17 protein-coding genes are annotated in these 19,439 nt (G+C 63.1%); 2 read left to right on the top strand and 15 right to left on the bottom strand.

All coding sequences use genetic code 11. The features are described 5' to 3' along the window. Positions 1–59: 59 nt before the first annotated feature. The 7 genes from hpt to MTP38_RS08970 form a co-directional block, all read right to left on the bottom strand. Positions 60–608, bottom strand: coding sequence for a hypoxanthine phosphoribosyltransferase (hpt, locus tag MTP38_RS08940; RefSeq protein ID WP_227621440.1), 549 nt, complete (start codon positions 606–608; stop codon positions 60–62). Further along, positions 595–2,070 (bottom strand): tRNA lysidine(34) synthetase TilS, encoded by a 1,476-nt coding sequence (tilS, locus tag MTP38_RS08945; RefSeq protein ID WP_249233350.1) that lies wholly within the window; start codon positions 2,068–2,070, stop codon positions 595–597. The genes hpt and tilS overlap by 14 nt, the downstream gene beginning before the upstream one ends. Continuing rightward, positions 2,070–3,467 carry a replicative DNA helicase gene (gene dnaB / locus MTP38_RS08950; protein ID WP_015564739.1) on the bottom strand — a complete coding sequence of 466 codons (1,398 nt, stop codon included), beginning with the start codon at positions 3,465–3,467 and terminating at the stop codon, positions 2,070–2,072. Before dnaB ends, tilS begins: the two co-directional genes overlap by 1 nt. A gap of 83 nt (positions 3,468–3,550) precedes the next feature. Continuing rightward, positions 3,551–4,006 (bottom strand): 50S ribosomal protein L9, encoded by a 456-nt coding sequence (gene rplI / locus MTP38_RS08955; protein WP_249233351.1) that lies wholly within the window; start codon positions 4,004–4,006, stop codon positions 3,551–3,553. A 287-nt stretch (positions 4,007–4,293) separates the two neighbouring features. Continuing rightward, positions 4,294–5,397, bottom strand: coding sequence for a UDP-galactopyranose mutase (glf, locus tag MTP38_RS08960; protein WP_249233353.1), 1,104 nt, complete (start codon positions 5,395–5,397; stop codon positions 4,294–4,296). Beyond that, positions 5,397–7,403 (bottom strand): DHH family phosphoesterase, encoded by a 2,007-nt coding sequence (locus tag MTP38_RS08965; protein ID WP_249233354.1) that lies wholly within the window; start codon positions 7,401–7,403, stop codon positions 5,397–5,399. Before MTP38_RS08965 ends, glf begins: the two co-directional genes overlap by 1 nt. A gap of 27 nt (positions 7,404–7,430) precedes the next feature. After that, positions 7,431–9,227, bottom strand: a complete 1,797-nt coding sequence (locus MTP38_RS08970) for a ribonuclease J (RefSeq protein ID WP_249233355.1) — start codon at positions 9,225–9,227, stop codon at positions 7,431–7,433. A gap of 399 nt (positions 9,228–9,626) precedes the next feature. On the opposite strand from MTP38_RS08970, the gene rnhA reads away from it, so the two are divergent. Together rnhA and MTP38_RS08980 are read left to right on the top strand one after the other, a co-directional pair. Then, entirely contained in the window at positions 9,627–10,091 is a 465-nt protein-coding gene (gene rnhA / locus MTP38_RS08975; RefSeq protein WP_249233357.1) for a ribonuclease HI, read from the top strand. Further along, a complete protein-coding gene (locus MTP38_RS08980; protein ID WP_249233358.1) occupies positions 10,088–10,606 on the top strand; it encodes a hypothetical protein in 519 nt (172 codons plus the stop codon). The genes rnhA and MTP38_RS08980 overlap by 4 nt, the downstream gene beginning before the upstream one ends. Before the next feature lie 271 nt (positions 10,607–10,877). Here MTP38_RS08980 and mgsA read toward each other — a convergent pair whose 3' ends face one another. From mgsA to MTP38_RS09020, 8 genes are all read right to left on the bottom strand, one after another. Further along, complete coding sequence (gene mgsA, locus MTP38_RS08985) at positions 10,878–11,282, bottom strand: methylglyoxal synthase (RefSeq protein WP_158405691.1); 405 nt, start codon at positions 11,280–11,282, stop codon at positions 10,878–10,880. Positions 11,283–11,428: 146 nt separating this feature from the next. Then, positions 11,429–13,615: a peptidoglycan D,D-transpeptidase FtsI family protein gene (locus tag MTP38_RS08990; protein ID WP_249233359.1), complete on the bottom strand. Its 2,187-nt coding sequence runs from the start codon at positions 13,613–13,615 to the stop codon at positions 11,429–11,431. A 27-nt stretch (positions 13,616–13,642) separates the two neighbouring features. Further along, complete coding sequence (gene mreD, locus MTP38_RS08995) at positions 13,643–14,176, bottom strand: rod shape-determining protein MreD (protein WP_227620295.1); 534 nt, start codon at positions 14,174–14,176, stop codon at positions 13,643–13,645. A gap of 12 nt (positions 14,177–14,188) precedes the next feature. Next, the gene (gene mreC / locus MTP38_RS09000) at positions 14,189–15,019 is read right to left on the bottom strand and encodes a rod shape-determining protein MreC (RefSeq protein ID WP_249233360.1); all 831 of its coding nucleotides are present in this window, start codon (positions 15,017–15,019) and stop codon (positions 14,189–14,191) included. Positions 15,020–15,151: 132 nt separating this feature from the next. Beyond that, on the bottom strand, positions 15,152–16,174 hold the full coding sequence (locus tag MTP38_RS09005) for a rod shape-determining protein (RefSeq protein WP_227620293.1): 1,023 nt from the start codon (positions 16,172–16,174) through the stop codon (positions 15,152–15,154). Positions 16,175–16,349: 175 nt separating this feature from the next. Further along, positions 16,350–16,901, bottom strand: coding sequence for a Maf family protein (locus MTP38_RS09010; RefSeq protein WP_227620292.1), 552 nt, complete (start codon positions 16,899–16,901; stop codon positions 16,350–16,352). 12 nt (positions 16,902–16,913) lie between these two features. After that, the gene (gene dut, locus MTP38_RS09015) at positions 16,914–17,360 is read right to left on the bottom strand and encodes a dUTP diphosphatase (protein WP_227620291.1); all 447 of its coding nucleotides are present in this window, start codon (positions 17,358–17,360) and stop codon (positions 16,914–16,916) included. Positions 17,361–17,371: 11 nt separating this feature from the next. Then, on the bottom strand, positions 17,372–19,438 hold the full coding sequence (locus tag MTP38_RS09020; RefSeq protein ID WP_249233361.1) for a U32 family peptidase: 2,067 nt from the start codon (positions 19,436–19,438) through the stop codon (positions 17,372–17,374). Position 19,439 lies beyond the last annotated feature (1 nt).

Below are 19,439 nucleotides of genomic sequence, written 5' to 3' on the forward strand. Positions count from 1 at the left end.
GATTGATACGAGGTCTTTTAGGTTGCAAAAGGAATCAACTCCAGTTCTGGTTTTATTTCTTACTTTTCGTAGACGCGGGGCTTGAGCACACCGATGTAGGGCAGGTTGCGGTACTTTTCATCGTAGTCGAGGCCATAGCCCACCACGAACTCGTCCGGCACAGCGAAGCCCTCGTAGTCCGGGGCGATGTCCGCCTTGCGGCGGCTGGGCTTGTCGAGGATGGTGCAGATCTTCACCGAGTTCGGGTTGCGCATCTTGAGCATGGGCACAAGGTTGGACAAGGTGATGCCGGTGTCGAGGATATCCTCTACGATGAGCACATCCTTGCCGGACAGGTCGCCGTCCAGGTCTTTGATGATCTTGACGAGGCCGGTGCTGGTGGTGTTGCCGCCGCCGTAGCTAGACACCACCATAAAGTCGATGTTGCACGGGATGGTCACAGCCCGCATCAGGTCGGCCATAAAGACCACCGACCCCTTGAGAATGGAGACGAGGACGAGGTTCTTGCCCTCGTAGTCCCTGCTGATCTGAGCGCCCAGCTCTGCTACCTTTGCTTTCAGTTCCTCTTCCGAGACGAGGACCTTCATAATATCATCATGCATGGTCATGATTCGATTCCTCCCAATTTTCCAGTTTCACTTGCAGCAGCCGCTCTGTGTCCGGCCCGGGGGCAAGCCCATCGGCAAAACCCTCGCCGCAGACCCACAGCACCTGCTTTCCTGCCGCCAGCAGCGGCAGCGTGTCCCGTTCCCGGGGCGGGATACCCGCCTCGTTCATCCATTTGCGCAGCTCCCGGTCTGTCCCCCGCCCAGCCGGGCGGAAGCGGTCGCCCGGCTGACGGCAGCGCAGCCGCAGAGCAGGACATATCAAGTTTATTTTAGCATAATCCGCCTGATTTTTTAAGTCTTTTTTATGAACGACCTGTGTTTTTTCTTCAAAACAGGCCGAAACCACCCGAATCTGCAGCGTTCCGCCTCCGGGCAGCGGGTAATCGCCGCCCTCGGGCAGGGATACTGCACGCTCCGGAACATCTGCTTTTTCCCCCTGCGGGCGGATGTTGTTGTCGCTTTCCTCCCGCCAGAGCAGCCCTTCCCGTCCACAGAAGCGGATGTTGTCGGTGAGCTGCACCGCGCCGCTGCCTCTCTCCACGAGAGCCGCCAGCAGCCGGATATACTTTTCCTCCGCGTCCCGCACCGGCTCCACGAGGCGGTGGAGGGCCGTGTCGAGGATGAGAGGGTCGGCCTGTCGCAGAGCTGTCAGCCACCACACCGGCTGTCCGGTGCGCAGGGCGCACCTTGCCCCGCCGGGCAGGCACTTCGGGTCTGTCACCCGGGCCGAGGCCAGCAGGCTTTCCGCCTGCCGGGCGAAGTATTCGTCCGCCCGGGCGGCCTTCTCGCAGAAGCGGGCCAGATTGCGCTCGGCGGCGCGGTTGGCTGCGCAAAGGGCAGGCAGCGCGCCGTGGCGCAGGCGGTTGCGGGCGTAGTCGTCGGCCTCGTTGGTCTCGTCTGTCACCCACGTCTCCCCGCAGGCGCGGCAAACGGCCTCGGTGTCGGCCCGGGTCAGGCAGAGCAGGGGCCGCAGGTAGCCCGGCCGGCTGGGCCGGATGCCCGCCGCACCGTGGAGGCCCGTTCCCCGGGCCAGCCGGAACAGCAGCGTCTCGGCCTGATCACTTCCAGTATGGGCCGTTGCGACGGCGTCTATCCCCTCTGCCAGCAGCCGCCCGAAGCAGGCGTACCGCAGACGGCGCGCCCAGTCCTCCCCGGTCTGCGGCCTGCCCACCTCTGCTTCCAGCTCAGCGGCATGGAAGACCCGCAGCGGCAGACCCAGCCGGGCGCAGGCCTCCCGGACGAAGGCCTCGTCCCGGTCGGCTGTCTCCCCCCGCAGGCCGTGGTTGACATGGCAGACCGTGAGTGTGATGCCGTTTTCCTCGGCCAGCGGGCGCATGAGGCAGAGCAGCGCCATGCTGTCCGCCCCGCCCGAGACGGCCAGCGCGATCTGCCGCCTGCCCTCCAGCAGCCCCTCCCGGGCGCAGAAGCCGCACACCGTCTGCAAAATTTCTTCGCACGTCATCAGCGCTTGAAGTCCACATCCATGAACCGGGTGTGGGCGCCATCCCAGCCCAGCGGCACCGTGCTGGTCTCGCCATGACGGTTCTTTGCCACGATGCACTCGGCGGTGTCGGCATCCACCTCCGCGCCGTCGGGGTTCTGGCTGGCGTAGTAGGAGTCGCGGTAGAGGAAGAGGACGCAGTCGGCGTCCTGCTCGATGGAGCCAGAGTCACGCAGGTCGGACAGTTGGGGGCGGTGGCTGGAGTTGTTGCCCTGCTTTTCCACGGCACGGGACAGCTGACTCAGGGCGATGATGGGGACGTTCATCTCTTTGGCCATGATCTTGAGGTTTCGGGTGATGGAGCTGATCTCCTGCACGCGGTTCTCGCTGCGCTGGCCGCTGGTCATCAGCTGCAGGTAGTCGATGACGATGAGTCCCACGTTGGGGCGGGCGGGGTCCTGATTGACCCGGCGGATCTTCGCCTTCATCTCGGTGATGGTGATGCCCGAGGTATCATCCATATAGATGGGGGCGTCGTGGAGCTTTTCGGTGGCGAGGGCCAGATACTCCCAGTCCTCAGCCCGGAGCGCGCCGGTGCGGAAGGCCTGACTGTCGATGCCCGCCTCCGCCGATAGGATGCGGTTGGTCAGCTGCTCCTTGGTCATTTCGAGGCTGAAGATAGCCACCGGCACCTTCTGCTGCATGGCGACGCGGGTAGCGATGTTCAGCGCAAAGCTGGTCTTACCCATGCCGGGGCGGGCGGCGAGGATGATGAGGTCGCCGCGGCCGAGGCCGGTGAGGACGGTATCCAGCAGGCGGAAGCCGGTAGGGATGCCCTTGTACTTGTCGGCGTCGGGGCCGCTGATCTTCTGAAGATTGGTCAGCGTCTCCACCATGCTGGAAGAAAGGGGCGTCAATGCACTGGAATCCCGGCCTGAGCGTATCTCATAGATGCGCTGCTCGGCGTTTTCCAGCAGGAGGTCGGCGTCCGGCTCGTCCCCGGCGTCCTGTAAGATGTCCTTCGCCACCCCCATGAGCTGGCGCACCAGATACTTTTCCTGCACGATCTGGGCGTAGGCCTTGACGTTGGAGATGCTGGGCACTGTCTCGGCCAGACCGGTCAGGTAGACCTTCGCCTCGTCGGCGCTGGGGAAGACGCCGTCTGAAATGACGGCGTCCAGCAGGGTCACGAAGTCGATGGTCTGGTCGCTGGTAAAGAGCCGCAGCATCTCGGAGTAGATCTGCGCGTTCTGGCGGGTATAGAACATCTCGGGCCGGATGATCTCCACCAGGTCGGTCAGGGTCTCCGGCTTGAGCAGCACTGCGCCCAGCACGCTCTGCTCTGCCTGCATATTATAGGGCAGGTTGATGCCCACGCTCTCGAGGTTGAGTTCGTTGTAATGTCGTTCGTTCGGCATGGCTGTTATCCTTCTGAATCGTTATCGTGTCCGTAAAGCCAAAAAGCGCCCCCTGCCGAGAGGGGGCGCAGAGAACGGCTGGATCAGGCCTGCTCCACTTCGACCTGAATTTTAAAGGAAGCGGTGACACCGACATAAAGGCGGACCTTGCCGTTGAAGACGCCCGCGTCCTTGATGTCCTTGGTCTCCAGCTCGATCTTCTTCTTGTCGATGGGCGAACCGGCCAGCTGGGCCAGAGCCTCAGCCACTTCCTTGCCGGTGACTTTGCCGTGCAGACGGCCGGATGCGCCGCCCTTGGCCTTGATGACCACCGTCTTGCCCTCGAGCTTTGCGGCCACAGCCTGTGCAGCGGCCACATTCTCTGCCTCGTGGAAGTCTGCGGCGGCCTCCTTGCCCCGGGCGATATTCACCGCGCTGGCGTCGGCCACAGCGGCCAGCTTGCGCGGGAACAGAAAGTTGCGGGCGTAGCCGTCGGAGACCTCGTGGATCTCGTCCTTCTTGCCGATGCCCTTGACGTCCTGCTTCAGAATCACTTTCATGATAGTATCCCTCACTTCCCGCCGGGATATGCCCGGCGAAGATTTCTATGGTTAGTATACAGCAATCGGGCTGTTCCGTCAACGCCTGCTAAAGGCTCTCCCTTTGGGAGAGCTGGCGAGCGAAGCGAGACTGAGAGGGCAAGCCCGTTGCGACAGTGCCGGTGCGCGGAGATAGGCAAACTCTTTGTCAGAGCGATACTATCGCCGTGCCTGCACTTCTCCGCCAGCATCCTTGCCCTCTCCGTCACCTATGGTGACACCTCTCCCAAAGGGAGAGGCTTTTTACGTTATGCCAGCTCTTTGCCCACGACATCCAAGGCCACCTCGATGACCTTATCCATATCGTAGTACTTATACTCGCCCAGACGTCCGCCGAAGAGGACGCCCGGCTCGGCATCGGCCAGCTTCTTATACTCAGCGTACAAAGCGCCATTTTTATCATCATTCACCGGGTAATACGGCTCGTCGCCGGGCTTCCACTCGGCGCTGTACTCCCGGCTGATGACGGTCTTGGGCTGGGTGCCGAACTCAAAATGCTTGTGCTCGATGATGCGGGTGTAGGGGGTCTCGGCGTCGGTGTAGTTCACGACGGCGTTGCCCTGATAGTTGTCGGTGTCCAGCGTCTCGGTCTCGAAGCGGACGCTGCGGTACTGCAGCGCACCCAGCCGGTAGCCGAAGTAGGCATCCACCGGGCCGGTGTAGACCACCTTGTCGGCCAGCTTGTCCAGCTCTGCCTTCCCGGCCAGATAATCCACGCCCAGACGCACCTCCACGCCGTCCAGCATCTTCTCCACCATGGCGGTGTAGCCGCCGTTGGGGATGCCCTGATACAGGGCGTTGAAGTAGTTGTCGTCGTAGGTAAAGCGGACGGGCAGACGCTTGATGATAAAGGCGGGCAGCTCGGTGCAGGGGCGGCCCCACTGCTTGCCGGTGTAGCCCTTGATGAGCTTTTCGTAGATGTCGGTACCCACGAGGCTGATGGCCTGCTCTTCGAGGTTCTTCGGCTCGGTGATGCCGGCCTCGGCGCGCTGGGCCTCGATCTTCGCCTTCGCCTCGGCGGGGGTCACGACGCCCCACATCTTGTTGAAGGTGTTCATATTGAAGGGCAGGTTGTAGATCTCGCCGTGGTAGTTGGCCACAGGGCTGTTGGTGTAGCGGTTGAACTCCGCGAACTGGTTCACATACTGCCACACGGCCTTGTTGTTGGTGTGGAAGATGTGGGCACCATAGCGGTGGACGTTGATGCCCTCCACCGGCTCGGTGTAGATGTTGCCCGCGATGTGGCCGCGCTTGTCGAGGACGAGGCAGCGCTTGCCCGCCTTCTTGGCCTCGTGGGCGAACACTGCGCCGTACAGGCCGGCGCCGACGATGAGATAATCGTACTGTTTCATCACTGTTTGTCCTTTTTCTTCTGTTCCGGCTCCGACTCGGGGCCGCTCTTCTTTTGCGCCTCCCGGTACTGGTCGATGGCCGTCTGGATGCGGCTGCGGGCCGCCTCCGGGGTGATATGCTTGAGCTGGGCCGCAGCCATGGTCTGATGTCCGCCGCCGCCCAGAGCCTCCATGATGACCTGCACGTTCACCGCGCCGAGGCTCCGGGCCGAGATGTTGACGCCGCCGCCCACCTGCACGGCCACGAAGCTGGCCTCCACGTTCTGGATGGTCAGCAGGTCGTTGGCGGCCTGCGCGATGGCCACGCGGGCCTCGGGGGCCACCTCACCGCTGACGGTGATAGCGCAGCCCCGGTACATCTGGGCTTCCGATACCAGCATGGCCTTGGTGGTGTACTCCACCATGCTCACGTCAAAGAGCTGGCGCACCCGCTCGGTCTCCGCGCCGTAGCGGCGGAGGGCCGCCGCAGCCTCGAAGGTGCGCACGCCGGTGTGGAGGGTGAAGTCCCGGGTGTCCAGCATGATGCCGGAAAGCAGACCCTCGGCCTCGATGCGGTTGGGCTTGTCGTCCCGGTCGCCCACATACTGCAAGAACTCGGTGACAAGCTCACTGGCCGAGGAGGCATACGGCTCGTGACAGACGAGGTCGGCGTTCTCGATGAAGCCGACGCCCTTGCGGTGGTGGTCGATGACGGCCACCTTGCCGCATTTTTCCAAAATTTCGCGGCTCTCCACCAGCCCCAGCTGGTATGTATCCACGATGATGCAGAGCGTTTTCTGGGAGATGATGGGCAGCGCGCCCTTGGGGTCGATGAAATCGTCCTCCTGCCCTGCCGCGACGAGGGCGTTGATGAGGCTCCCGGCGAGGGTGGCATCCCGGCGCACGGCGATAACAGCCGGCACATCGCAGATCTTGCAGATGCGCAGCACGCCCTCCGCCGCGCCGATGGCGTCAAGGTCGCTCATCCGGTGGCCCATGATGACCACATGGTCGGCCTCCTTGATGAGCTTGACCAGCTGGTCGGCCACGATGCGGCTGCGCACCTTGCTGCGCTTCTCCACGCCATGGCTGACGCCGCCGTAGAAAGTAAAGCCGTCCGGAGTCATCTCCGCAGCCTGATCGCCGCCGCGCCCCTGCGCCATGTCCAGCGCCTGCACGGCCATATCCTGCGCCTCCCGCAGGGTCTTGGCCCCGCGTCCGATGCCGATGGAGATGGAAAGGTTCACGCTGGGGTCAAGGGCGCGGATCTTGTCCAGCACGTCATAGCCCCGCTTGGCAAACTGCTCCAGCTGGCGCTCCTCCACCACGGCGATATAGCGGCCGCTGGCCACCCGGCGCAGAAAGCCGGTGCCCCGGCCAATCATATCCTCCAGCACCCGGTTGATGCCCTCCAGCAGGCGGGCGCGCTCGCTGTCCAGCATATCGCTGAACACATCGTCGTAGCCGTCCACGAGAAAGACCAGATAGCCCGGGCGGCTGGCCTTGTACTCGGCCTCCACCTTCCGCAGGGCTGTCTCCTCGTTCAGTACGAGGAGGGTCATGCTCTCCGCCTCGCCGGGGACCGTGGAGCTGTGGACGCTCCACGCCCCGTCGGCCAGATTCAGCAGCTGGCCGCCCGCCGTCCGGGATTCCTGTAGGTCGAGGCCGGGCAGCACCTTCTGCACCCGAGGGGTCAGAAGGGACTCTCCCTTCATCAGGCGGGTGCGGAACTCGGCGTTGTACCACAGCACCGTCTCCCCCGACAGGAGGGCGGCGGGCTGGCTCAGCGGCTCGAGGCTGAACTGGGTCTTGGATTTTTCAAAGCTGCCGCCGCACACCCAGCGGGCCACCCAGCTGCGCAGCCGGCAGCGGAACAGGACGAACAGGACGCCCCACAGCACCACCAGCACAGCCAGCAGCGGCCAGATGGCCGGGCGCTGTACCAGCAGCACCAGCACCAGAAGGGCGCAGAGCACTGCCAGCGCAGCGGTCAGCATTTCAAGAGTCCACCTTGGTTTTTGTTTCATGAAGTATTATGCCTCCTGCGGGCAGCATCAGACCTCCATCAGGATGGGGAGGATCATGGGGCTGCGCTTGGTGCGGCGGTAGATATAGCTGCTCAGGGCCTCGCGCACGCGGGTCTTGACGCTGTTCCAGTCGCGGACGTGCTCCTCCACGCAGCGGTCGAGGGCCGTCTCCACGATGCTCTGGGCACCGTCCATCAGGCTCTCGTTCTCCCGCACATAGACGAAGCCACGGCTCACAAGGTCGGGGCCGGCCAGCACCTTGCCGGTCTTGCTGTCCACGGTGGCCACGATGATGACGAGGCCATCCTCGGACAGATGCTTGCGGTCCCGCAGGACGACATTGCCCACATCGCCCACGCCGAGGCCGTCCACCATGACAGCGCCCGCCGTCACCGGCTCGCCCAGCTTCATCTCGTCCTGACTGAGGATAATGTTGGAGCCGTTCTCGGCGATGAGGATGTTGCTGGTGGGGATGCCGAGGCTGGCCGCCGTGATGGCGTGCTTCTTCAGCTGCTTGTATTCACCGTGGACGGGCAGGAAATACTTGGGCTTGGTCAGGGTGAGCATCAGCTTCTGCTCCTCCTGACAGGCGTGGCCGGAGACGTGGACATCGTACATCCCCTCGTAGATGACCTCAGCGCCCAGCAAGAGCAGGCCGTTGACGATCTTGGTCACGCTCTTCTCGTTGCCGGGGATGGGCTTGGCCGAGATGATGATGAAGTCGCCGGGGCCGACCCGCACCTGACGGTGGCTGCAGGAAGCCATGCGGCTCAGCGCGCTCAAAGGCTCGCCCTGACTGCCGGTGGTCACCAGCACCACCTGCTCGGGCGGATACTGATTGATCTCGTCGATGCTGATGAGGGTGCCCTCCGGGATGTGCATATAGCCCAGCTCCTGCGCCATGGCCGTGTTGTTGACCATGCTGCGGCCGCTGAAGGCCACCTTGCGGCCATCCTCCACGGCGAGGTCGATGATCTGCTGGACGCGGTAGATGTTCGACGCAAAGGAGGCGATGATGATGCGCTTGTTCTGCGCCCGGGCAAAGAGATTGCGGACGCTGGCGGCCACCTTCTGCTCGGTGGCGGTAAAGCCGGGCTTCTCGGCGTTGGTAGAGTCGCTCAGCAGGGCCAGAACGCCCTTCTGGCCGTAATCGGACAGGGTGGCAAGGTCGGTGGGGCCGCAGGCCAGCGGGGTGTAATCGATCTTGAAGTCGCCGGTCTGGATGATGGTGCCCGCCGGGCTGTCGATGGCGAAGGCCACGGCGTCCGGGATGGAGTGGTTCACATGGATCGGCTCCACCGTAAAGCAGCCCAGTTTGATCTTCTGCTTGGGGGTGATCTCCACGAACTTGGTCTTGCCCGCAAGGCCGAATTCCTCCAGCTTGTTGCGGATGAGGCCGCAGGTCAGGCGGGTACCGTAGATGGGCAGGTCGAACTTCTGCAGCAGGTAGGGGATGCTGCCGATGTGATCCTCGTGGCCGTGGGTGATGAGCAGACCCTTGATCTTATCCTTGTTCTGCACCACGAAGGTCATGTCGGGGATGACCATATCGACGCCGAACATATCGCTGTCGGGGAAAACAAGGCCGCAGTCCACGATGATCATGTCACCACAGCACTCGTAGACCGTCATATTCTTGCCCACCTCGCCGAGGCCGCCCAGCGGATAGATATGGATGGGCGTTGCAGCCTCCTTGGGCTGGGCTGCTGGGGGCGGGGGCCGACGGGTGTAGTGGGGCCGGCGGGAAGTGCGGGGCCGCTTTTCGCCGGACGCATTGGCCTGAGCCGGGGCGGGTGCGTGATTCTGTTCTTTTGTCTGTGCCATCGAAAACCTCCAAAAATTCAATCAGCAAAGCACAGGCCCATCTGCAAAAGATTGCCTGTCCTGCATTAGGGGAAGCATAAAAACGCATCTGCTTCCGTCGGATGCATCGTATAGAAATTATTTTATCAGTGTGGTTTTCTGCCGCACTGTCTGTTCCGCAGGAAGCCTCTTGCCCATCCAGTCCATCTGTTCGATGCGACCGTGGCGCTTCGGCAGGAACGCTGTGAGCGCACCCTCGGCACGCCCCTATACGCATTTCGTTGCAACAAGTATAGTATTTCTCATCTCTTTTGTCAATCCAAGCTTGGGCCGGACGGCGGCAAATTATGCCCTGCCCTCTTGACAGACGGGCCAAAATGGCTCTAAATAGAGGTATGAATTTTATTTCAGGAGAAACGCATGAAACAGGTTGAAGTTTACACCGACGGCGCGTGCAGCGGCAATCCCGGCCCCGGCGGCTGGGGCGCAGTGCTGCGCTACCGCTTTAACGGCAAGGTCTACGAGAAGGAGCTGAGCGGCGGAGACGCCTCCACCACCAACAACCGGATGGAGCTGACGGCCTTCATCGAGGCCCTGCGCCAGCTCAAGGAGCCTTGCGAAGTCCGCCTGTGCTCCGACAGCCAGTACGTCATCAACGGACTGGAAAAGGGCTGGGCCAAGGGCTGGAAGCGCCGGGGCTGGAAAAAATCCGACGGCTCCCCCGCCCTGAACCCCGACCTCTGGGAACAGGCGCTGGAGCAGGAGGCACGTCACAAGCTCACCTACGTCTGGGTCAAGGGCCACGCAGGCCACCCGGAGAACGAACGCTGCGACCAGCTTGCGGTCGCCCAGAGCCAGGCACATGGCGGGAGACAGGGACGATGAACGATACTTTTCTGCCCGGGAACGGGTTCGACACCTACGAAGAACAGGACCGGGTCCTGATGGGCCTGAGCGGCAGTGTGCGCAGCGGCGTGGCGGTCCGCATCCTGCAGCAGCAGGGCTTTGCCGTGGCGGCAGCCGTCGTCCGACTGGCCGACACCCCCGAAGAGCACGCCGCCGCAGAGGCGGCCAAGGCGCTGGCCAAGAAGCTGGACGTGGAGTGCATCGCCCTCAACGCCGAGGCTCTGGCCGGGCAGGACGCCGAAGCCGCCCGCTTTGCCGCCCTGCTCACCGCCGCCGACAAGCTGGGCATCCAGTATGTCGCCTCCGGCCACTATGCCCGGATGGAGACAGACGCACAGGGCGTGAGCCACCTCTTCCCGCCCGAGAGCGGCGCTCCGGACGAGAGCGACCGCCTCGCAGCTCTTTCCCCCGAGGTTCTGGCCCGCCTCATCCTCCCGCTGGGCGATTTTGCGCCCGAGGATGTGGAGGAGATGGCGAAAGATTTTAAGTTGTAAAATTCCTTCTGTTATCGCACAAAACCTTCCCTCTTCGCCAGAGGCTCCCCTACAAGGGGAGCTGGCGAACGAAGTGAGCCTGAGAGGTTGTATGAAGGAAAGCCTAACTGTAAACCGCAGCTGGACTCAACCTCTCCGTCACGCCTGCGGCGTGACACCTCCCCTACCGAGGGGAGGCCTTGGCATTCCATAAAGTTTCGCCTTTATCCCAGATAGAAGCGTCAAAAAATCCCCCGTGCAGCTGCGCCGCACGGGGGATTTCATTTTTTCATCAGTTCTGGGGATGCACGATGTCGCGCCAGTCGAGGTCGCCGCGCTCAAGGCCGTGGATGAGGACTTCCGCAGTGGCGATGTTAGTGGCCAGCGGGATATTGTGCACATCACACAGACGCAGCAGGGTCATCTCGTTCGGCTCGCTGGGCTTTGCGTTGATGGGGTCGCGGAAGAATAGCAGCAGATCGACCTCATTGCAGGCGATGCGGGACGCGATCTGCTGATCACCGCCCTGTACGCCCGCCAGAAAGCGCTGCACCTGCAGGCCGGTGGCTTCGGCGATCATCTTGCCGGTCGTACCGGTTGCCACCAATTTATGCTGGCTCAAAATCCGGCAGTACGCCGTACAGAACTGTACCATCAGCTCTTTTTTGGAGTCATGCGCAATCAGTGCAATCGTCATCGGTCAACCTCTCCTTTTCCCGCGCCCCTGTCTGGGGCAATCATCTTGCACATATCATAGTATCACAGTTTCCGTCTTTTTACAACTGTTTTTCGAGCAAAAGTTCTAATTTTTCATAGATTTCTGCCAAATCCACGCACCATCGCTCAGGCGGCGGGCTGCTCTGCGGGAGCGGTGTCGTCTGCAAGGGCGTCGTTGTTTTCCACCGTCTCCGGCACAGCATCCTGCCCGCCGGCTGTCGTGTCAGCCGTCTCGCCTGCTCCTGTCTCGTCCAGCGTCAGGCTGCCGTCCTTCATGGCGTAGTAGGCGTCGAAGATGTCGGCCACGAGGTTGCCGGCGCGGGCGCCGCCGCCGCCGTACTCGATGACGATGCCGAGGGCGATCTCAGCGTCCTCGGCCGGGCCGTAGGCCACCATCATGGTGTTGGTGTAGTGCTTGCGGGTGCTGCCGACGTAGTACGTCTCGCTGCGCTGAGGGGTGCCGCTCTTGCAGGCGATGGTGACAGGGTAGTTCTTCAGGCCCGACACCGTCTCCGACACGCCGATCATACCCTGCCGCACGAGGTCGAAGGTGTCGCCCCGGTCCTCGATGACGTCCATCACCTCGGGCTGGGTCTCCTGCAGGACTTTGCCGGTGTTGGTGTCGAGGATGGCCTTGACGAAGTGGGTGCGGTAGCGCACCCCCCGGTTGGCCAGCGTGCCGGCGTAAGTCGCCAGCTGGACGGGGGTGACGACGGTATTGCCCTGACCGATAGCGGCCTGGACGTCCAGTGAAGCGATGTAGTTGGAGTCGTTCTTTGTGGTCAGGCGGCCGGTGGCCTCGTTGACCTCCACGCCGGTGCGGGTACCAAGGCCCATCTTGTAGGCGTAGGCATCGTAGACATCGCTGGTGGTGCGGCGGCCCACATCGTAGAAGAAGATGTTGCAGCTCCACTTGATGGCCGTGATGACGTCGATGTTGCCGCTGTGGCCGTGGCGGGTACACTTGGGGCGGTAGTCGTCATAATAGGTATAGACACCGTTGCAGTAGACGGTGGAAGAGCGGTTGATGACGCCGGAATCCAGCGCCGCCACCGCCACCGCAGGCTTGAAGGTGGAGCCGGGGGTGTACAGGCCCTGCAACGCGCGGTTGAGCAGGGGCAGGCCCGGGTCCGAGCTGTACTGGCTGTACTGGGTGGCGAAGAGGTTCTGGTCGTAGCTGGGGTAGTTGGAGGCGGCCAGCACACTGCCGTCCTTCGTGCTGATGACCACCACCGCACCGGCGGCAGCCTTGGCAGAGCTGCTGTTGTTGTAGGTGCTGTTTATCATCTCGATGTTCTTGGCCAGCGCCCTGTCCACCGCCTGCTGGAAGGCGCTGTCGATGGTGAGCTGTACGGTATGGCCCGGCTCCGGCACGGTGGTCATCGCAGTCCCCACGATGACGCCGTCCGAGCTGCGGGTGATGGTCTCGACGCCGTCCCTGCCCCGCAGCTCGTCTTCGTAGACGGCCTCAAGGCCCGACACGCCGATCATGTCGTTCATATTATAGCCCTTTTCCCGCAGAGGGTAGGTGGTCTGACCGTTCTCGTCCGTCACCTTCCACTTTTCGGCGGTGATCTTGCCCACGCGGCCCAGCACATGGGGGATGATGTCCCCCTCGTCGTAGCTGCGGGTGCTGGTCTCCACGATCTCCACGCCGGGCAGCGTCAGGCTGTTCTCCTTGATGGTCGCCACCGTCGTTTCGCTGACATTCTCAGACATGACGAAGTTGTTGATGTTAGAGAACGCCTGCTGCTGCATCTCATAGTGGATGCCGCCCAGCACTCTCTGCCAATGGAGTGAGTAATTTTCCAGCTTGTAATCCTCCACCAGCTTTTCCATCACGTCGTCGGCGGTGGCGTACTGCTGCAAGCCCAGTGAGTCCTTCATGGCCGCAAGGGCCTTCTGGTCGCTGGTGCTGTCGGCCTGTGCGGTGAAGCTGTAGTGCCCCGCCGCATCCGGCTCCCCGATGAGGAGCGAGTCGTTCCAGCTCTCGCCGTGGGCTTCCAGCAGGTCTACGACCTTCTGGAGCATGGTGTCGAGGTCTTCGTCCCCCATCAGCAGCTTGCTCAGTACCACATTGTAGCTGGTGGTGCTGGCTGCGATGCGGCGTCCGGCGCTGTCCACGATGTCGCCGCGGGCGGCGGTGACGGTAAAGTTGTAGTCGGTGGTGTTGGTCGCCTGCGCCTTGAAGCTCTCCCCGTTGACCAGCTGCAGAAAGATCAGCCGCAGCACATACACCGCGATGAGCACCGAGGCTACGGCGATGAGCGCAGCCATCCGGCGCACCATGATCTTGTGTTCGTCTTGATTCATCCGTTCTCCTTCCGGCGGAGTCTGGCATCACACCACGCCGTTATCGATCTTGAATTCCGCGCTGATGCGTTGGACGGCGCGGTGGAGCAGCCAGCTCCCCGGGGCTGTGAGCAGGGCCGACGGCAGCACGGCCCAGAGGAAGCGCTCCGCTGCCCCTGCGTAGCCCGGCATATAGTAGAAAAACAGCCAGTCTGCGGCCAGCACCAGCAGTGCGCCCCCCACAGCCAGCAGCACGAAGTTGGAAGGGGTATCCTTCAGGTAGAGCTGGACGATGACCGATACCCCGAAGCAGAGGATCATCATTTCCAGCGCCAGCATCCCCACCGTGCGGCCGGCAGTGTAGTCCCACATCAGGCCGCACACCGCGCCGAAGATGGCCCCGGCGAACTCGCCCTCAAGGGCGGACACAGCCAGACCCAGCGGCAGCAGCCAGAGCGGCTTTGCGGCTCCGAACTGGAACAGCCCCGGCGTGGTCTGCACTACAGTGCAGACTACCAGCAGGAGGATATAGCAGCCCCATTTCAGCATCTGGCTGCGGCTGCGTTTGCGGCGAGATTCCATCTCCGACCCTCCTCAGTAGCTGGTGATGATGAACACATGGCGCACCGTGCGGGGGTCTGCGCCCGGCTTGATGACTGCCAGCATGGACTTGCCGCTGGCCTCGGGGGTCAGCTCCTTGATGACGCCCACCAGCACCTCCGGCGGAAACACCCCGCCCAGACCGGTGGTGATGATCTGATCCCCCGCCTTGCTCATCGTGCTCCGGGCGAGGTTGGTCAGGACGCACAGGCCGTCGGCGGCATATTCGGCGCTGCCGGTGATGATGCCGTTGTCCCGGGTGCGGGACACGACGCCCGCGGCGTTGAAGCTGGGGTGCAGAATGGTCATGACCTTGCAGCTGGTGAGGTCTGCTTCCCGCACCACACCCAGCAGATAGCCCTCGTCGCTGATGACCGCATCGTTGACGGCCACACCGTCCAATGTGCCCCGGTCCAGCGTGAAACCCCAGAAGGAGTCCAGCGGGTCGCGGCCGATGACGAAGGAGGAGGTATAGCTCATCTCGGGGTGCTGCTCCTGAATGTTGGTCAGTGCCTTGTAGGCCTCGTTCTCCGCCTTGAGCTTGTCGTAGTCCACCATCTGGGCGCGGAGGGCGGCGTTCTCCTCGGTGAGGGTCTTGTTCTCTTCCAGAATGGCGTCGATGTCGGCGTAGTTCTCCCACAGGGAGGCCACCCCGCCGCTCAGCTTCGCCGCCGCCCGCTGGAACGGGGCCACCGCCACGCTCAGCAGCTCCTGCGGGGCGGCGGTGAGGCGGCCGTTCGCGCCTGCATAGGCCATGATGCCCACAAGGAAGACCGCGATGGCGATGAGTATCTTAAATTTCCATGTGTCAAAAAAATCCTTCAAGACGGACTCCCCTCCGAATCTGCAAAAAAGCGCGGACAGCCGTGCCATCCGCGCTCAAAGTCTCATCTTCTGCGGCGCAGCAGCGCAAAGGTCTTTTCCCCGGCCTGCCGCCGCAAATGGCACAGCCAGAGCTTACATATGACCGCCGTCGGTATCCAGAACATCATGCAGGACGTCCACATGATCCAGCACAGCGCCAGCGCCCTTGGCCACGCAGTCCAGCGGGTCTTCGGCCACATGGACGTCGATGCCGGTCTCGCTCTCGATGAGCTTGTCAAGGCCGCGCAGCAGTGCGCCGCCGCCGGTCAGAGTGATGCCGTGGTCGATGATGTCGGCGCTCAGCTCAGGCGGCGTGCGTTCCAGCGTCTCCTTGATGGCGCTGGTGATCTTGACCAGACACTCCAACAGGGCCTCACGGACATCCTCCGAGTGGACGATGACATTCTTGGGCAGGCCGTCCACGAGGTTGCGGCCCTTGATCTCGAGGGTCATCTCGGACTCCATCGGGTAGGCAGAGCCGATCTCGATCTTGATCTGCTCGGCGGTGCGCTCACCGATGAGCAGATTATACTTGCGCTTGATAAAGGCGATGATCGCCTGATCGAACATATCGCCCGCCATCCGGACGCTACGGGAGGCCACGATGCCGCCCAGAGAGATGACGGCGATCTCTGCCGTGCCGCCGCCGATGTCCACGATCATGCTGCCGGTAGGCTCGCTGATGGGCAGACCGGCACCGATGGCCGCTGCCATCGGCTCTTCGATGACCGACACCTGACGGGCACCGGCCTTCAGGGCAGCTTCCCGCACCGCGCGGCGCTCCACCTCGGTGACGCCCGACGGGATGCAGATGACCACCCGGGGGCGGGAGAACATGCTGTTGCCGCAGGCCTTCTTCAGGAAGGTCTCCAGCATATTGGCGGTGATGTCAAAATCAGCGATGACACCGTCCTTCAGGGGGCGGACCGCCACGATGCTGCCGGGGGTGCGGCCGATGACGGCCTTTGCCTCGGCGCCCACGCAGCGCACCTCGTCGCTCTTGGTGTCCACAGCCACGACGGAAGGCTCACGCATGATGATGCCCTTGCCCTTCATGTAAACGAGGGTATTGGCCGTACCGAGATCGATTCCAACATCCTTTGAAAACAAGCTCATATTCTCTATCTCTCCTTACGAATTTCCAAGGTCTATTCCAAAATGCAGAGCCGCCCTCCCAGACCAGTCGGCAGCCCATCGCAGAATAACACGTATTTATTATAGCCGCAAGACGCGCTTTTCTCAAGCATTTCCGCAAACTTTTTCGAGTTTTTTCATTTTTCTGCATCCCGCATCAGAATCGGCCCAGCAGGCGGGCCGTCCGGCTGACCGGCAGGCCCATGATGGTGTAGTAATCCCCTTCCAGCCGGTCGAGCCAGAGGGCGGCGCGGCCCTGAATGGCGTAAGCGCCGGCCTTATCATAGGGTTCCTTGGTGGCCGTGTAGGCGTCGATCTCCTCCTCCGGGATGGGGAAAAAGGTCACTTTGCAGCTGTCCACAAAGCTCTCGGTGCGCAGGCCGTCCGACACGCAGACACCGGTGTGCACCTCGTGAGTGGCACCGGACAGGGCGCGGAGCATCCGCTTGGCGTCCTCCACGCTGTGGGGCTTGCCGAAAACTTCGCCGCCCACGTCCACGACGGTATCACAGCCCAGCACCACCGCGCCGGGATGGTCTTTTGCCACGGCGAGGCATTTACCCCGCGCCAGCTTTTCCACCAGCCGGGCCGGGGTGTCCGCCGTGACGGTGCTCTCGTCGAAATCACTCACGCAGATGGTGAAATCCGTCGTATATAAGCTCAGAAGCTCCTTCCGGCGCGGACTGCCGGAGGCCAAGATCAGGTCCATGCTGTTCTCCTTTTATTTCCCCGTCGAGCCGAAGCCGCCCTCGCCGCGGGAGGTCTCCTCCAGTGCGTCGGCCTGCGCGAAAACCGCTGTATACACGGGTGCGATGCAGAGCTGAGCCACTCGCTCCCCGGGCTGGATGGTATAGGCCTCCGTCCCCAGATTGACCATCGGCACCTTCAGCTCGCCGCGGTAGTCGCTGTCCACGACGCCGACACCGTTGGCCATGCAAAGGCCGTGCTTGATGGACAGGCCGCTGCGGGCATAGACCAGCGCCACCGCGTGTGCGCCGGGCAGCTCGATGGCAAGGCCGGTGGGCACCAGCACCCGCTGCATGGGCTGGACGGTCAGCGGCTCATCCAGCACGGCGCACAGGTCGGCGGCGGCAGAGCCGGAGGTGGCGTAGGCGGGCACCTTGGCCCGGGAGTCTAACACTTTGTATTTTACAGTAATGGGTTCCATAGTATACCTCTTTAATTCGTCCCCTTGAAATAGAGTCCTCTCGTGAACTCTCCCTCGAAGGGTGCGTGCTGTCGGATGCTGTCGAGGATGGCAGCAGCCTCCTCCCTGCTTTCCAGCGTGAAGTAGGCCACGCCGTAGTCCACGGTCAGCGCACCGGGCTTGTCGCCCATATAGATGGGCACCGGATTATAAATAGTACGGACGCCCAGCCCGCACCGCACCGGGAACTTTTTCGCTTTGCGGTCGGTGAGCAGGCCGGTCTTGTCGCAGTGGGCGCAGTCGTGGATATTTTGCAGCGGGCAGGCGCGGGTGACCATCAGCGGCATATGGCCGTAGGTGATGACGCCGGTGGGGACAGGTCTGCCCTCGTGGGTGGGCGCGATGGTGCTGATGTCGCTGTCCTTCACCTCGGGCAGGATGAGCACCGAGCCAAGGCCGAGGTCGGCATAATACTGGGCCGCGAGGTTGTTGGTGACATTGAGGCCGAAGCCGCCGGTCATGGGCAGACCCCGGCAGAGCCGCAGGTGGGCGATGTTGCTCACCTCATAGCCCGCAAAGCCCGCGTCCTGCGTGGCCGCGATGCGGCGGGCGGTGTCCTCCTCCAGTGCACCAAACATGACCCGGGGCAGCTCCAGCAGTGTCTTTTCCCGCCACTCGCGGGGGACGCGGTCGGCTTGCCCGATGGGCAGGATGAGGTACTCCACTCCGCTCAGGGCCTGTTCCGGCACCTGCTCCCAGCGCTCGAACCGGGCGCGGAGGGTGCGATGGGGCGGCAGGGTGCGCAGGGGCAGAGGCGGAAGCTCCACCTCGTTCACCGGCCACGGGCGCAGGGTCTCCCGCTTTTTCAGCAGGGCATCCAGCGCCTCACGGCGCAGCTCGTTGACGGCGCTGCCCGGCACGAACCACGGCCCGCCGTCCATCTCCACATCGATCTTCTCCGCCGCGAAAGGGGTGCCGCCAGTCTTGCTCAGGCTGCGGCTCAGGCTCTCGGTGGGGTCGGTGCGGGCGGGCTGCGGCTCAGCGTCACCGTAGGCGAAGGCCTTGTTGGTGCCGTCGGTGACGGTCAGCTTCTCGCCGCCCTCCTCGATCTCGATCTTCATCTCCACCGGCACGCGGGAGCGCTCCCGGCGGTACAGCTCCCGCAGGGCGGGCAGGGTCTTCTTGGTCAGCTCGGCGTCGGCCTCACTGCGGACGCCGAACATCGTGCCATCGATCTTTCCGTCCAGATAACCGGAGGTGAAGCCGGAGCGGCTGAAGGCATTCTTCAGCAGGTCCCGGTCGTAGGCGCGGCCCTCGCGGCCCGCCAGACAGGCGCTGACGGCAGCCGCAACATACTCCGGCGTCCGCAGACGGCCTTCGATCTTCGCCGAAGCCACGCCGATGGCCTGCAGCTTGTCCAGCTTGTCGATGACGGAGTTGTCCTTGAGGGACAGGTGATGCAGCCGGCCCGGCTTGCCCTCCGGCAGGGCGTTGGCCTCGAAGGGCAGGCGGCAGGGTCCGGCGCAGGAGCCGCGGTTGCCGCTTCGTCCGCCCAGAAAGGCCGACATATAGCACTGGCCGCTGACGCACATACAGAGGGCACCGTGGACGAAGCACTCCGTCTCGATGCCGCAGTTCTTGGTGATGTGCTCCACCTCGGGCAGGCTCAGCTCACGGGCCAGCACCACCCGGGCAAAGCCCAGCTCTTTCAGTTCCAGCGCACCCTGCAGCGTATGGACGCTCATCTGGGTGGAGCCGTGGCGGGGCAGCTGGGGCGCGATGTCCCCGATGAGCTTCGCCACTGCAAGGTCTTGGCAGATGACGGCGTCCGCACCGCTGGCGGCTACCGCACGCACTGCGTTGGCCAGCCCGTTCAGCTCGCCGCCGTAGACGGTGGTGTTGAGGGCCACATGGACCGCCACGCCCCGGGCGTGGCAGAAGCGGACGGCCTCCTTCAGGCTGTCGGCGTCAAAATTGCCCGCACCGGTGCGGGCGTTGAAGCCGGAAAAGCCCAGATATACTGCATCCGCGCCGCTGAACACCGCCGCACGGAGCATTTCTTCGCTGCCCACCGGGGCAAGGATCTCGATCTTTGACATA

The sequence above is a fragment of the Faecalibacterium sp. I3-3-89 genome, assembly GCF_023347275.1.
In the GTDB taxonomy this organism is placed as follows: Bacteria; Bacillota; Clostridia; order Oscillospirales; family Ruminococcaceae; genus Faecalibacterium; species Faecalibacterium butyricigenerans.

What these genes read in the sequence shown, in the direction of transcription:
- hpt (WP_227621440.1), bottom strand. Translation starts at nt 608, where the DNA reads ATGACCATGCATGATGATATTATGAAGGTCCTCGTCTCGGAAGAGGAA.
- tilS (WP_249233350.1), bottom strand. Translation starts at nt 2,070, where the DNA reads ATGACGTGCGAAGAAATTTTGCAGACGGTGTGCGGCTTCTGCGCCCGG.
- dnaB (WP_015564739.1), bottom strand. Translation starts at nt 3,467, where the DNA reads ATGCCGAACGAACGACATTACAACGAACTCAACCTCGAGAGCGTGGGC.
- rplI (WP_249233351.1), bottom strand. Translation starts at nt 4,006, where the DNA reads ATGAAAGTGATTCTGAAGCAGGACGTCAAGGGCATCGGCAAGAAGGAC.
- glf (WP_249233353.1), bottom strand. Translation starts at nt 5,397, where the DNA reads ATGAAACAGTACGATTATCTCATCGTCGGCGCCGGCCTGTACGGCGCA.
- MTP38_RS08965 (WP_249233354.1), bottom strand. Translation starts at nt 7,403, where the DNA reads ATGAAACAAAAACCAAGGTGGACTCTTGAAATGCTGACCGCTGCGCTG.
- MTP38_RS08970 (WP_249233355.1), bottom strand. Translation starts at nt 9,227, where the DNA reads ATGGCACAGACAAAAGAACAGAATCACGCACCCGCCCCGGCTCAGGCC.
- rnhA (WP_249233357.1), top strand. Translation starts at nt 9,627, where the DNA reads ATGAAACAGGTTGAAGTTTACACCGACGGCGCGTGCAGCGGCAATCCC.
- MTP38_RS08980 (WP_249233358.1), top strand. Translation starts at nt 10,088, where the DNA reads ATGAACGATACTTTTCTGCCCGGGAACGGGTTCGACACCTACGAAGAA.
- mgsA (WP_158405691.1), bottom strand. Translation starts at nt 11,282, where the DNA reads ATGACGATTGCACTGATTGCGCATGACTCCAAAAAAGAGCTGATGGTA.
- MTP38_RS08990 (WP_249233359.1), bottom strand. Translation starts at nt 13,615, where the DNA reads ATGAATCAAGACGAACACAAGATCATGGTGCGCCGGATGGCTGCGCTC.
- mreD (WP_227620295.1), bottom strand. Translation starts at nt 14,176, where the DNA reads ATGGAATCTCGCCGCAAACGCAGCCGCAGCCAGATGCTGAAATGGGGC.
- MTP38_RS09005 (WP_227620293.1), bottom strand. Translation starts at nt 16,174, where the DNA reads ATGAGCTTGTTTTCAAAGGATGTTGGAATCGATCTCGGTACGGCCAAT.
- MTP38_RS09010 (WP_227620292.1), bottom strand. Translation starts at nt 16,901, where the DNA reads ATGGACCTGATCTTGGCCTCCGGCAGTCCGCGCCGGAAGGAGCTTCTG.
- dut (WP_227620291.1), bottom strand. Translation starts at nt 17,360, where the DNA reads ATGGAACCCATTACTGTAAAATACAAAGTGTTAGACTCCCGGGCCAAG.
- MTP38_RS09020 (WP_249233361.1), bottom strand. Translation starts at nt 19,438, where the DNA reads ATGTCAAAGATCGAGATCCTTGCCCCGGTGGGCAGCGAAGAAATGCTC.